Consider the following 13,208-nt stretch of genomic DNA (forward strand, 5'->3'; position numbering starts at 1 on the left):
TGGGCGCATGCTCTCAGTTATTTCGTTCAGATAGGTGAACGTCGCGAATGTGGCCGGCCATCGACTACGAGTACCTTGACTGGACACCGACAATTCCGGCCGAGTTGCTCACGCGTGCGCAGCGGGACCGTCATCGCGGACCCTACCGCGCCGCCGTCGTGCCGCTCATCGCCGACAAGACTCCGGCTGTCCCGGCGCCGCTGGCGACACTGGTATCCGAGGCAAGTGCGATGATCGCCCGTTTCGACGCCGAGTTCGGCAGCGAGATAGCGTCGTTCGCCACCATCCTGCTCCGCTCCGAGTCTGCCTCGTCATCCCAGATCGAAAACCTCTCGTCCGGCGCAAAACAGATAGCCCTCGCACAGCTCGGGAGCACCGAGAAGCGCAACGCGACCGCCATCGTCGGCAACGTCGCTGCGATGAGCGCGGCGATAGCGCTGGCCGACCGATTGGACGCCGACACCATTCTCGCCATGCATCGCGCACTGCTCGAGAACCACGATCCGGCGATCGCCGGCGCCTGGCGCACCGATCAGGTATGGATCGGTGGCTCTGGAGCGGGTCCACACGGCGCCGACTTCGTAGCACCCGCCGCGCGATACGTGCCCCAACTCATCGATGATCTGTTGACCTTCGCGCGCCGCACAGATCAGCCGCCACTGCTCGCCACCGCAATCGCACATGCCCAGTTCGAGACGATCCACCCCTTTCCGGACGGGAACGGACGCACCGGTCGGGCGCTGGTGCAGTCCATGTTTCGCCACCACGGAATGACCCACACCGTCACGATTCCGGTCTCGGCAGGACTACTCGCCGACACCGGACACTATTTCGCCACCCTCGATGCGTATCGCGAAGGCGATGTCGTCCCCATCATCGAGACGATGGCCAACGCAGCGATGTCTGCGATCGCCCAAGCAACCGACCTGGTGTCGGAGCTTCGGCGAATCCGCAGTCACTGGCGCGATATCGTCCGGGTTCGTGGTGGGTCCTCGGCTCAACGGCTTCTCGATGTTGTTCTGCGCCAACCGGTCGTGGACACCAAGACAGTGGCCGGCGAGCTCGGCATCTTGCCGGCAAATGCCAGCCGGGCCATCGGCCCGCTCGTGGAGGCCGGTGTCCTGGTGGAATTCACCGGCTTCCGACGTAACCGGATGTGGCAAGCCGTAGAGGTGACAGCAACACTCGATGACTTCGCGGCGCGGGCGATGCGCCGCCGCCTGCCGTAATGCTGCGAGTACCTTGCGGCGACCACTACTCCCTCTTCGTCAGCGACGACTCCTTGTGTGCGGCTTTTGCTCCGGTCTTGTCGGATTCGACGATCCAGTAGGGCTCGTCATCGGACGCGTTGAACTTCTGGCCCTCGAACGTGAACGGGGAGGTGCGTTTCTCGCGAGCCGTACCGTGAGTGGTGCCCTGCGAGGTGTTCCATTCGACGGTGTCGTTGGTGGTGATGGACATGAGCCGAGGATGGTCCGCTCATCGGGCGCCGTCACCGGAGAGGCTGAGGTTGATGCGCAGTCGACACCCCGGCGAGCACGTGGTCACGCGCCGGTCACGTCAGGCGGAGTCCGCGGCCACCTCGGCGGCTCGGTGCAGTTGGTCGGGGTCGGCGCTGGTGGGAATCAGCTGGACCTCGTCGGTCCCGATGTCGGCGAACGCCGACAGCACTGTCCGCAACTCGTCCTCGGTCCCGGCCCAGCCGGTGGTCGGGGCCATCGCGTCGACGAACTCCGACGGTATCCAGTTCATGTAGCGACGCAGGTGTCGGTGGATCTGCGCACGCGGCGCGTCACCGTCGCCGAAGGCGAACCAGAACGAGGTGGCCAGGTGCGGCGCCGGCCGCCCGGCGTCGGCCCACGCGGCGCGTGCGATGTCGAAGAGTTCGCGTTGCCGCGTGAGATCGAGGTCGAGGGTCACCCCGGCCACGCCGGACGCCCAGGCGGCGGCGCTGCGGATGGTGGCCGGACCCGTTGTCCCGACGTGTAATTCGGGACCGCCGGCCTGGACGGGCGGCGGCCCGACCGGTCGGGTGGCGCCGGTGAGGTTCTCCCCCGCCCACACCCGGCGCATGATCTGGGCACGTTCACCGAGGACGCGCATACGTTGGGTGGCGAGGTCGGCGCCGACGGCGCGATAGTCCTCGTGGCGGCCGCCGATACCCAGGCCCACGGTGAGCCGGCCGCCGCTGAGCACGTCGCCGGTTGCCAGAGCCTTGGCCAACATCACCGGATCGTGCAACTGCGGGACAACGACCGTGGTCACCAGCCGCACGCGGCTCGTCCACGCGGCGAGTGCGCCGAGCAGCGTCAGGGTGTCGGGGTTGTCGAAGGCGACTCGCTCACCCCAGCACAGTGACGAGAACGGTCCGTCGTCGATGGCCGTCGCCCAGGACCGCAAGACGTCGGCGTCCAGGTCGGGCTCCATCACGGGCAGCGTCATTCCGATGCGCACGAGAGGGATCGTGACACGGCCGACTCACCTGCTCGCCTGTTTTCAGTCATTGCCGTGAGTAGCAATCGATCGCGACCTGGGGTTTTGCCGAATCTCTACTTTCGAAATGACTGAAGACAGGCGAGGGCAACCGCAGATGGGGTGCGGCGGCGCCTGTTGCGGCCGAAGGACGCCGATGTGCGACAGTCCTCGATATGGATTCGTGGACCGCTGCCGCCCTGGACACCGCCGACACGTGCTGGACCGGCATGGTCGCTGTGCTCGAGGAACTCACCGACTCCGGGGTTCACCGACGGCTCCCCGTCGACGGGTCGAACTCGCCGTATGCGGTGGCCCACCACTGCGTGGAGATGACGCGATGGTGGCTCGGAACCTTCGGATGCGGTCTCGCTCTGCCGCGGGATCGGGCCGCGGAGTTCGAGGCGACCGGCTCGCTCCCCGAGCTTCTCGCACGTATCCGAAGCACCCGCACCGACATGGTGACGTGGACCGAACAGATCCTTCGTGACGGCATCGCCGCTCGGGATGCGACGGGTACGACAGCCGACGTCGACCTCGCGACCGTCTCACCGCAGTGGGTGATCCTGCACGTGGTGCACGAACTCGCCCAGCATCTCGGTCAGATGCAGGTCACCCGGGATGTGTTGCGGGCCTGAGGCCGTCGACCTGAGGCTCCTCGCCCTACTCGGCGTCCTCGTCCAACTTCCCCGACAGACGCAGGACCCCTCGCAACAGCGCACTGTGGTCCAGGCCTCCGTCGCCGTTGGCGCGGGCTGAGGCCATCAGCGTCGCCACGAGTGACCCGACCGGGGTGACCACACCGGCATCGCGGGCTGCGGCCGTGACGATTCCGAGGTCCTTGTGGTGCAGCTCGATCCGACCGCCCGGCGCGAAGTCACGCTCGATCATGCGGTGCGCCTTGTGGTCGAGGACGGTGGAGCCGGCCAGGCCGCCGGCGAGAACGCCGACGGCGGCGGAGGTGTCGACGTGGTGGGCTTCGAGGAAGACCACCGCCTCGGCGAGTGCCTGGATGTTCGCGGCGACGATGAGCTGGTTGGCCGCCTTCACGATCTGACCGCTGCCACTCGGCCCGACGTGGGCGATGGTGTCACCGACCACGTCGAGGACCGGCAGTGCGCGCTCGTAGGCGTCGTCGTTGCCGCCGACCATGATCGACAGGCTGCCGGCGGCCGCGCCCTCCTGCCCGCCCGACACCGGGGCGTCGAGGAACGAACAGCCTTGTGCTGCCGCTGTTTCGGCCATGCGGATCGCGGTCGCGGGATCGATGGTGGAGAAGTCGACGACCACGGTGCCCGGCGCGGCGTGGGCGAGGGCCCCGTCGGGGCCGGTGAGGACCTCCTCGACGTCGGCAGACGCCGGGACATTGAGTGCGACGAACTCGGCGCCGGTGACGGCCGCGGCGATCGACTCGGCGGCGTCACCGCCGGCTGCGACGAGGTCGGCGGCCTTGGCCGGGGTCCGGTTGTAGCCGACGACGGTGTGACCGGCACGGACCAGATTGATGGCCATCGGGCTGCCCATCACGCCGAGTCCGATGAATCCTATTGTCGCCACGGGGTTTCCTCCATCGTTTGCTCCCTCACCACACCGTCTCTGCGTCACTGAAATGCGGGAAAGTCCGGCACCCAGTCGAAGGTATCGGAACGGGTGGGTATGTACTCCAGGCTGATCCATCCCGGATAGTCGCGGGCGGCGAGCGCGGCCAGTGGTCGGGACAGGTCGAGGCTGCCGGTGCCGGGTTCACCGCGGCCCGGGACGTCGGCGATCTGAACATGGCTGATCCGGTCGGCGACGGTGTCGATCACGTCGTCGAGGTTCTCGCCGTTGATCGCAAGGTGGTAGAGGTCTGCCAGCAGTGCCGCGTTGTCGACGGCGTGGTCGCGGGCGAGTCTGTCGCAGACGTCGATCGCGTGCGCCGCCCGGGTCAGCGGATAGGTGGGTATGCCGCTAAGTGGTTCGAGGAGAATGCAGGCGTCGATGGTTGCGGCCGCGCGGGCGGCGAACGCGAGATTCTCGGCGGCGAGATCGTCCTGGACCTCGATGGCCAGATCGCCGATGCGGTTGCCGTACAGCGCATTGAAGCCGACGACACCGAGCCGAGATCCGATACCGGTCGCGACGTCGACGCTGTCACGGAATTCGGCGCCGGTGGCCGGGTGCGACAGCAGTCCACGCTCGCCTGCCGACAGATCCCCGGCGGCGAAGTTCAGGTGTGTGAGGCGGACTCCGGCGTCCTCGACCGCGGTGACGAAGGCGTCGACGTCACGGTCGGCGGGGACGGCGGTGGCGAATGGCCACCAGAACTCGACGGCGCCGAATCCGGCGTCACGCGCGGCCTGCGGCCGGTGAAGCAGCGGCAGGTCGGTGAGCAGGATCGAACAGTTCACCGTGATCCGTGAGGTGTCCACCACCCCATCTTCCCCGTGTCCGGCGCCAGGGCGTGGACGGGCCCCGGCGGAGACAGAGCACAGCCGATCAGCAGATGCGCGGCAGTTGTTCGCCGAGGTCGCGTTCGATGACCCGCGTGGTACCGAAGGCGGTGCGGCCCACGACCATTCCCGGGTGCGCGGCGACCACCCGGCCGATGACGGTCGCGCCCTGGCCCTCCGGCCGGGCGTGCATGGCGGCCACCACCGCGTCGGCGTCGTCTGCGGCGACCACGGCGATCATCTTTCCCTCGTTGGCGATCTGCAGCGGATCGAGTCCGAGGAAACCGCACGCCGATGCGACCGCTTCGGGGACCGGGATCCGGGATTCGTCGAGTTCGATGCCGACGCCGGCGGCCGCGGCGAGTTCGGTGGTCGCGGCGACCACCACATGAACACAGCTACGACCTCGCTGCGGTGGAGGCGACGCAGCGCGCGTCCGGCGAGGTGAGCGGCAGTGAGTTCGGGGACATGAGCGCCTATGACACCGGTTCGGAACGGATCGACGTCCTCGAGGCCATCTTCACCGAGAACGACCGTCGGGCATACATCAATCGCCGCCTGTTCACTGAAAGCGGCGTGGTGGCGGTGAATCTGATGAGCTCACCCGGCTCCGGTAAGACCTCGATCCTCAAGGCGACGCTCGACGCACTCGACGGGGAGGTGCCGGTCGGGATCATCGAGGGCGATATCGCCACCGATCTCGACGCGGCCCAACTCGCCGGCCGCGGAGCGCAGGTCTCCCTACTCAACACCAACAATGGTTTCGGCGGGGAGTGTCATCTCGATGCTCCGATGGTGAACCGGGCCTTGCAAGGCCTCGATCTCTCGCAGATCGATCTGGTGGTCATCGAGAATGTCGGAAACCTGGTGTGTCCGGCGGAATTCGATGTGGGTGAGCACGCGAAGACCATAGTGTATGCCGTCACCGAGGGCGAGGACAAGCCCTTCAAGTACCCCGTCATGTTCCGGTCGGTCGACGTGGTCCTGCTCAACAAGATCGACCTGCTCCCGCATCTTGATGTCTCACTCGATGCGTACCGTGATGCCTTACGCCAGGTCAATCCTTCCGCACGCGTGATACCGGTGAGCGCGAAGACCGGCGAGGGCATGGACGCATGGATCGAGTGGCTTCGAAGGATATCGAGCCGAACGTGACATGGGGGTTGAATGGGTGATGCCCCGCAACACGGTGTGTGTTGCGGGGCATCCCTCAAATTTGTGTTCGGCGGTGTCCTACTCTCCCACACTGATTAGGGTGCAGTACCATTGGCGCTGGTGGGCTTAGCTTCCGGGTTCGGAATGGGACCGGGCGTTTCCCCACCGCTATAGCCGCCGAAACTCTGTGAAACCTCCCACGGGGGCTCCGCCCCCGTGCACCCCCACAAAAAGACTGTGGGTGGTGACGGTTTATTTGTTTACCGTGTTGTTTCAGAAGTACATAGTGGATGCGACACATCTTGATTCTTTGAGAGTACGAAAGAATATAAGGATGTTGTTGTAAGTCCTCGGCCGATTAGTACCAGTCACCTACACCCATTACTGGGCTTCCAGTTCTGGCCTATCAACCCCATGGTCTGTGGGGGGCCTTAACCACTCAAAGGTGGTGAGAAACCTCATCTTGGAACAGGCTTCCCGCTTAGATGCTTTCAGCGGTTATCCCTTCCGAACGTAGCCAACCAGCAATGCTCCTGGCGGAACAACTGGCACACCAGAGGTTCGTCCGTCCCGGTCCTCTCGTACTAGGGACAGGTTTCCTCAAGTTTCTAACGCGCGCGGCGGATAGAGACCGAACTGTCTCACGACGTTCTAAACCCAGCTCGCGTGCCGCTTTAATGGGCGAACAGCCCAACCCTTGGGACCTACTCCAGCCCCAGGATGCGACGAGCCGACATCGAGGTGCCAAACCATCCCGTCGATATGGACTCTTGGGGAAGATCAGCCTGTTATCCCCGGGGTACCTTTTATCCGTTGAGCGACACCACTTCCACACGTTGGTGCCGGATCACTAGTCCCGACTTTCGTCCCTGCTCGACATGTACGTCTCACAGTCAAGCTCCCTTGTGCACTTACACTCACCACCTGATTGCCAACCAGGCTGAGGGAACCTTTGGGCGCCTCCGTTACCTTTTAGGAGGCAACCGCCCCAGTTAAACTACCCACCAGGCACTGTCCCTGAACCCGATCAGGGTCCGAGGTTAGAAGTCCAATACGATCAGAGTGGTATTTCAACAACGACTCCACAACCACTGGCGTGGCCACTTCACAGTCTCCCACCTATCCTACACAAACCGAACCGAACACCAATACCAAGCTATAGTGAAGGTCCCGGGGTCTTTTCGTCCTGCCGCGCGTAACGAGCATCTTTACTCGTACTGCAATTTCGCCGAGTCTGTGGTTGAGACAGCAGAGAAGTCGTTACGCCATTCGTGCAGGTCGGAACTTACCCGACAAGGAATTTCGCTACCTTAGGATGGTTATAGTTACCACCGCCGTTTACTGGGGCTTAAATTCTCAGCTTCACCACCGAAGTGATTAACCGGTCCTCTTAACCTTCCAGCACCGGGCAGGCGTCAGTCCGTATACATCGTCTTACGACTTCGCACGGACCTGTGTTTTTAGTAAACAGTCGCTTCTCTCTGGTCTCTGCGACCCACACCAGCTCAAACAGTAAATGTCGTCACCAGAATGGGTCCCCCTTCTCCCGAAGTTACGGGGGCATTTTGCCGAGTTCCTTAACCACAGTTCTCTCGATCGCCTTAGTATTCTCTACCTGACCACCTGTGTTGGTTTGGGGTACGGGCCGTGTACCAACTCACTAGAGGCTTTTCTCGGCAGCATAGGATCATGGAATTCACCACAACGGTTACGCATCACCTCTCAGACTATATGGGGCACGGATTTACCAATGCCCCGTCCTACAGGCTTACACCAGGACAACCATCGCCTGGCCCCACTACCTTCCTGCGTCACCCCATCGCTTGCCTACTACCACCCAAGGTCCCATGCAGCCCCCTCACGTACTCCGAAGAGTATCGATCAGGATTTGGATGGTTAGTACAGATGATTCAGCATGGACGCGGATACACGGGTACGGGAATATCAACCCGTTGTCCATCGACTACGCCTGTCGGCCTCGCCTTAGGTCCCGACTCACCCTGGGCGGATTAGCCTAGCCCAGGAACCCTTGGTCATCCGGCGGCAGAGTTTCTCACTCTGCTTTCGCTACTCATGCCTGCATTCTCACTCCCACACCCTCCACACCTAGATCACTCCGGCGCTTTCACGGATGCAGGACGCTCCCCTACCCACCCACACACCTAGCCGATCCCCCATAGAGAACCGGCGGGCTCACATGTGAGTGCCGCGGCTTCGGCGGTGTACTTGAGCCCCGCTACATTGTCGGCGCAGGATCACTTGACCAGTGAGCTATTACGCACTCTTTCAAGGGTGGCTGCTTCTAAGCCAACCTCCTGGTTGTCTTCGCGACCCCACATCCTTTTCCACTTAGTACACGCTTAGGGGCCTTAGCCGGCGATCTGGGCTGTTTCCCTCTCGACTACGAACCTTATCGCCCGCAGTCTCACTGCAGTGCTCTCACTTACCGGCATTCGGAGTTTGGCTGACGTCAGTAACCTAGTAGGGCCCATCGGCCATCCAGTAGCTCTACCTCCGGCAAGAAACACACCACGCTGCACCTAAATGCATTTCGGGGAGAACCAGCTATCACGGAGTTTGATTGGCCTTTCACCCCTACCCACAACTCATCCCCTCCATTTTCAACTGAAGTGGGTTCGGGCCTCCACGCGGTCTTACCCGCGCTTCACCCTGGCCATGGGTAGATCACTCCGCTTCGGGTCTAGACCCGGCGACTATAGAACGCCCTATTCAGACTCGCTTTCGCTACGGCTACCCCACACGGGTTAACCTCGCCACCGAGCACTAACTCGCAGGCTCATTCTTCAAAAGGCACGCCATCACCCACGATTCACCAAAGAATCCACAGGCTTTGACGGATTGTAAGCGTCCGGTTTCAGGTACTCTTTCACTCCCCTCCCGGGGTACTTTTCACCTTTCCCTCACGGTACTAGTCCGCTATCGGTCACCAGGAAGTATTCAGGCTTACCGGGTGGTCCCGGCAGATTCACAGCAGATTCCACGAGCCCGCTGCTACTTGGGGACACCATCACGCAAGACCACACGCTTTCAGCTACCGGACTCTCACCGCCTACGGCAGACCATTCCAGGCCACTTCACCTAGCATGCAGCTTTCTCACTCACGCCCCGACAGGTAGATCGAGGAAGACAGACCCCACAACACCACACACACAACCCCTACCCGGTATCACATGCGCATGGTTTAGCCATCCTCCGCTTTCGCTCGCCACTACTCACGGAATCACAATTGTTTTCTCTTCCTATGGGTACTGAGATGTTTCACTTCCCCACGTTCCCCCCACACAGCCTATACATTCAGCTGGTGGTAACACGACATCACTCGTGCTGGGTTTCCCCATTCGGACACCCTCGGATCACAGCTCGTTTGACAACTCCCCGAGGACTATCGCGGCCTACCACGTCCTTCATCGGCCCCTGGTGCCAAGGCATCCACCGAACGCCCTCAAACACTTACAACAACACCTAAACCCACAGACGCCCCCGAAACAACGAAGCCGCCCACCAGTTTAGCCATTTGCCTACAAACATTTTTTCAACTCGAACAAAACACACAAACCAAAAACATTGATTCGATATGCATTGCAAAAATAAAGATGCTCGCATCCACTATGCACTTCTCAAACAACACACACCCACAACATCACCGCATCTCCGCGCCCCACCACAGGACACCTCACCAACACGACAACCATTGCAAGCACCAAGACAACACAACCAGTGTGTTCCCTCAGAACCCCGACAGTGTATTAGCAGCACCGCACCAGTCACCCAGCACGATCACCCGCAACCAACCGCACATACGATCAGCCACATGGCGTGTTTGATGTTTCACCCTATGAACACACACCCACCCAACGGACAGACGCCGCCGGCCTGGGAATGTTGCATGCTCCTTAGAAAGGAGGTGATCCAGCCGCACCTTCCGGTACGGCTACCTTGTTACGACTTCGTCCCAATCGCCGATCCCACCTTCGACAGCTCCCTCCCACAAGGGGTTAGGCCACCGGCTTCGGGTGTTACCGACTTTCATGACGTGACGGGCGGTGTGTACAAGGCCCGGGAACGTATTCACCGCAGCGTTGCTGATCTGCGATTACTAGCGACTCCGACTTCACGGGGTCGAGTTGCAGACCCCGATCCGAACTGAGACCGGCTTTAAGGGATTCGCTCCACCTCACGGTATCGCAGCCCTCTGTACCGGCCATTGTAGCATGTGTGAAGCCCTGGACATAAGGGGCATGATGACTTGACGTCATCCCCACCTTCCTCCGAGTTGACCCCGGCAGTCTCCTGCAAGTCCCCGGCATAACCCGCTGGCAATACAGGACAAGGGTTGCGCTCGTTGCGGGACTTAACCCAACATCTCACGACACGAGCTGACGACAGCCATGCACCACCTGTACACCAACCACAAGGGAACCAACATCTCTGCTGGCGTCTGGTGTATGTCAAACCCAGGTAAGGTTCTTCGCGTTGCATCGAATTAATCCACATGCTCCGCCGCTTGTGCGGGCCCCCGTCAATTCCTTTGAGTTTTAGCCTTGCGGCCGTACTCCCCAGGCGGGGTACTTAATGCGTTAGCTACGGCACGGATCCCGTGAAATGGAACCCACACCTAGTACCCACCGTTTACGGCGTGGACTACCAGGGTATCTAATCCTGTTCGCTACCCACGCTTTCGCTCCTCAGCGTCAGTTACTACCCAGAGACCCGCCTTCGCCACCGGTGTTCCTCCTGATATCTGCGCATTTCACCGCTACACCAGGAATTCCAGTCTCCCCTGTAGTACTCAAGTCTGCCCGTATCGCCTGCACGCCTGCAGTTAAGCTGCAGAATTTCACAGACGACGCGACAAACCGCCTACGAGCTCTTTACGCCCAGTAATTCCGGACAACGCTCGCACCCTACGTATTACCGCGGCTGCTGGCACGTAGTTGGCCGGTGCTTCTTCTGCAGGTACCGTCACCCGAAAGCTTCGTCCCTGCTGAAAGAGGTTTACAACCCGAAGGCCGTCATCCCTCACGCGGCGTCGCTGCATCAGGCTTGCGCCCATTGTGCAATATTCCCCACTGCTGCCTCCCGTAGGAGTCTGGGCCGTGTCTCAGTCCCAGTGTGGCCGATCACCCTCTCAGGTCGGCTACCCGTCGTCGCCTTGGTAGGCCATTACCCCACCAACAAGCTGATAGGCCGCGGGCCCATCCCCAACCGCAAAAGCTTTCCACCACAGAACATGCATCCCATGGTCATATCCGGTATTAGACCCAGTTTCCCAGGCTTATCCCAAAGTCAGGGGCAGATCACCCACGTGTTACTCACCCGTTCGCCACTCGAGCACCCTGCAAGCAGGGCCTTTCCGTTCGACTTGCATGTGTTAAGCACGCCGCCAGCGTTCGTCCTGAGCCAGGATCAAACTCTCCATGAAAAAACATCGAAACCAAACAGTTTCAACACAAACCAGGAAAGCAAAACCTGACAAAAACAATCCAAAAAACTGGCAAAAAACAATCCACACCACACCCCACAACAGGATGCGATGCACAAAACTCTAATGCCACAAAACAAATGGCATCAAACAATCCACCAATACACTATCGAGTTCTCAAAGAACACACACCCACCAACACCACCCCACACAAGGGCGAACTCCAGCGAGTTGTCGTTCAGGATTCGCCACCCAATCACGGGCAACTCGTCCAGTGTGCCAGATCCTCGCGGTGTTCGCAACTCGCAGGTCGCGGCCGTTCGGTTCTGGCGACCCCGGGTCCTCGTCCTGGCACATGACTGTGCCCGGATCGATTTCTCGGGGGCGGTCAACGTCTACCCGGTTTCCTCTCCCCTACCGAACTCCTCTCGGAGCCCTCCGGGGCGGCGCCGCGGCGCGCTGACTTCGAATAAGTTACGCACCACGGCGCGAAGTTCCAAATCCGCTGGTCAGATGCCCGCCTGCGCAGCATGCGGTCATTCGGCACGGGTGGATGCATCGCCGATTCAGGACAGCTCAGACGGCACACGATCCGGTACGGACGTACCCGTCGTCCATCGGTGTGCACCTGCGATGCTGCGCTCGGGGGGGATTCGGACCGATCACCCCCGTCGGACAGACGACACGCAGAGCGGACAAGGAATCCCGTTGCGATTGGGTCGCAGTGGAGCTCGGCCGGCGTCCCACGCGATAGCGTATGAAGGACCAGCGTCCGGTTCGCCCGGATGCCCTGGTCAACCGGGAGCACAGTCGCCTCGAGACCGCGGGCCGCTCTTGGTCGTCATCCCGGTCGTGCGTACGCGCGACCGGACATCCACAGAGAGGTGGACACCATGCTCTGGACAATCATCAGCGCCATCATTGTCGGTCTGATCGTCGGCGCACTCGCGCGACTACTGATGCCGGGCAAGCAGGACATCGGCGTGATCATGACCATCGTGCTCGGCATCGTCGGGTCACTGGTCGGATCGTGGCTGACCTACCAGCTCGGCTACAACAACAGCAACGGCGGCTGGGAGGTCATCCCGTTCATCGTCGGCATCGTCGTGGCGATCGTGTTGATCGCCGGCTATCTGGCGATCCGCGGGCGTGCCGTGCGGCAGTAGCTCCCACACACCAGTAGGCGTCCCCAGCGCTGGACGTCCCGACAACGCAGATGACCGCGTCCGGCCGAGGAGGCCGACGCGGTCATCTGTCTGTCACGGGGGTGTTCGTCGTGGGCTTGTTGCCCTACGCCCGGCTACTTGAAGACGTCGAGCTTGCCGAACTTGTCGGCGAGCAGGTAGTACACCGCCAAGCGCGGATTGGACTTGCCGTCCTTCATGCCGGCCAGAACGTCGGCGATGGCCTTGTCGAGTTCGGCGTCACTCTGGGTGAGTCCGAGCTTCTTCTTCAGGAAGTTCTCGCGCACCGTCTTGAGTTCCGCGGGGTCACTGGCCGAGACCAGCGCGGCGTCGCGGTTGCGCAGCGCGAGGGCGTAGGTCGACGCCATCTTGTCGATCACCGCGGTATCGGCGTTCGGTGCGTAAGCGAGAACGGTGTCACGTGCATCGGACATCGGGAGCCTCCATTGGTTGATGTCGGATTTCTTCACGGCCGTGGGTCACGTTACGCGCGTGAGCCTCCCCGGGAGGCCGACTCGAAAT

General features: G+C 61.6%; 9 protein-coding genes, 3 rRNA genes and 1 pseudogene. 4 read left to right on the forward strand and 9 right to left on the reverse strand.

What is annotated here, in order from left to right; genetic code table 11:
• The first annotated feature begins 47 nt into the window (after positions 1 to 47).
• Complete coding sequence (locus QNM97_RS23345; protein ID WP_283820538.1) at positions 48 to 1,229, forward strand: Fic family protein; 1,182 nt, start codon at positions 48 to 50, stop codon at positions 1,227 to 1,229.
• A 25-nt stretch (positions 1,230 to 1,254) separates the two neighbouring features.
• Here the strand turns inward: QNM97_RS23345 and QNM97_RS23350 are convergent, their stop codons facing one another.
• Together QNM97_RS23350 and QNM97_RS23355 are read right to left on the reverse strand one after the other, a co-directional pair.
• Positions 1,255 to 1,461 carry a hypervirulence associated TUDOR domain-containing protein gene (locus QNM97_RS23350; RefSeq protein ID WP_208793473.1) on the reverse strand — a complete coding sequence of 69 codons (207 nt, stop codon included), beginning with the start codon at positions 1,459 to 1,461 and terminating at the stop codon, positions 1,255 to 1,257.
• Between the two features lie 99 nt (positions 1,462 to 1,560).
• Positions 1,561 to 2,442, reverse strand: coding sequence for an LLM class flavin-dependent oxidoreductase (locus QNM97_RS23355; protein ID WP_283823303.1), 882 nt, complete (start codon positions 2,440 to 2,442; stop codon positions 1,561 to 1,563).
• Positions 2,443 to 2,648: 206 nt separating this feature from the next.
• Here QNM97_RS23355 and QNM97_RS23360 point away from each other — a divergent pair, with 206 nt between their 5' ends.
• On the forward strand, positions 2,649 to 3,110 hold the full coding sequence (locus tag QNM97_RS23360) for a DinB family protein (RefSeq protein ID WP_283820539.1): 462 nt from the start codon (positions 2,649 to 2,651) through the stop codon (positions 3,108 to 3,110).
• 25 nt (positions 3,111 to 3,135) lie between these two features.
• Here QNM97_RS23360 and QNM97_RS23365 read toward each other — a convergent pair whose 3' ends face one another.
• From QNM97_RS23365 to QNM97_RS23375, 3 genes and pseudogenes are all read right to left on the reverse strand, one after another.
• Positions 3,136 to 4,029 (reverse strand): NAD(P)-dependent oxidoreductase, encoded by an 894-nt coding sequence (locus tag QNM97_RS23365; RefSeq protein ID WP_283820540.1) that lies wholly within the window; start codon positions 4,027 to 4,029, stop codon positions 3,136 to 3,138.
• A 44-nt stretch (positions 4,030 to 4,073) separates the two neighbouring features.
• Entirely contained in the window at positions 4,074 to 4,886 is an 813-nt protein-coding gene (locus tag QNM97_RS23370; protein ID WP_283820541.1) for a hydroxypyruvate isomerase family protein, read from the reverse strand.
• Between the two features lie 64 nt (positions 4,887 to 4,950).
• Positions 4,951 to 5,289, reverse strand: a pseudogene (locus tag QNM97_RS23375) (AIR synthase-related protein); the annotation flags it as partial.
• Between the two features lie 29 nt (positions 5,290 to 5,318).
• Here QNM97_RS23375 and hypB point away from each other — a divergent pair.
• Positions 5,319 to 6,059 (forward strand): hydrogenase nickel incorporation protein HypB, encoded by a 741-nt coding sequence (hypB, locus tag QNM97_RS23380; protein WP_283820542.1) that lies wholly within the window; start codon positions 5,319 to 5,321, stop codon positions 6,057 to 6,059.
• A gap of 65 nt (positions 6,060 to 6,124) precedes the next feature.
• Here the strand turns inward: hypB and rrf are convergent.
• The 3 genes from rrf to QNM97_RS23395 all read right to left on the reverse strand — a co-directional run bounded on the left by rrf (position 6,125) and on the right by QNM97_RS23395 (position 11,502).
• Positions 6,125 to 6,241 (reverse strand): 5S ribosomal RNA (rrf, locus tag QNM97_RS23385).
• 156 nt (positions 6,242 to 6,397) lie between these two features.
• Positions 6,398 to 9,536: ribosomal RNA gene (locus QNM97_RS23390) — 23S ribosomal RNA — on the reverse strand.
• Between the two features lie 441 nt (positions 9,537 to 9,977).
• Positions 9,978 to 11,502 (reverse strand): 16S ribosomal RNA (locus QNM97_RS23395).
• The 16S, 23S and 5S rRNA genes sit together here, the layout of an rRNA operon.
• Before the next feature lie 893 nt (positions 11,503 to 12,395).
• On the opposite strand from QNM97_RS23395, the gene QNM97_RS23400 reads away from it, so the two are divergent.
• Positions 12,396 to 12,668, forward strand: a complete 273-nt coding sequence (locus tag QNM97_RS23400; RefSeq protein ID WP_014358215.1) for a GlsB/YeaQ/YmgE family stress response membrane protein — start codon at positions 12,396 to 12,398, stop codon at positions 12,666 to 12,668.
• 134 nt (positions 12,669 to 12,802) lie between these two features.
• Here the strand turns inward: QNM97_RS23400 and QNM97_RS23405 are convergent, their stop codons facing one another.
• Positions 12,803 to 13,120 carry a DUF2853 family protein gene (locus QNM97_RS23405; RefSeq protein ID WP_014358214.1) on the reverse strand — a complete coding sequence of 106 codons (318 nt, stop codon included), beginning with the start codon at positions 13,118 to 13,120 and terminating at the stop codon, positions 12,803 to 12,805.
• Between the last annotated feature and the right edge of the window lie 88 nt (positions 13,121 to 13,208).

It is taken from the genome of Gordonia sp. L191 (assembly GCF_030077625.1).
Classification (GTDB): domain Bacteria; phylum Actinomycetota; class Actinomycetes; order Mycobacteriales; family Mycobacteriaceae; genus Gordonia; species Gordonia polyisoprenivorans_A.

Excerpts from the sequence above, each read along its gene's own strand:
- QNM97_RS23350 (WP_208793473.1), bottom strand. The coding sequence starts at position 1,461 with ATGTCCATCACCACCAACGACACCGTCGAATGGAACACCTCGCAGGGC.
- QNM97_RS23405 (WP_014358214.1), bottom strand. The coding sequence starts at position 13,120 with ATGTCCGATGCACGTGACACCGTTCTCGCTTACGCACCGAACGCCGAT.
- QNM97_RS23345 (WP_283820538.1), top strand. The coding sequence starts at position 48 with ATGTGGCCGGCCATCGACTACGAGTACCTTGACTGGACACCGACAATT.
- QNM97_RS23355 (WP_283823303.1), bottom strand. The coding sequence starts at position 2,442 with ATGACGCTGCCCGTGATGGAGCCCGACCTGGACGCCGACGTCTTGCGG.
- QNM97_RS23400 (WP_014358215.1), top strand. The coding sequence starts at position 12,396 with ATGCTCTGGACAATCATCAGCGCCATCATTGTCGGTCTGATCGTCGGC.
- QNM97_RS23360 (WP_283820539.1), top strand. The coding sequence starts at position 2,649 with ATGGATTCGTGGACCGCTGCCGCCCTGGACACCGCCGACACGTGCTGG.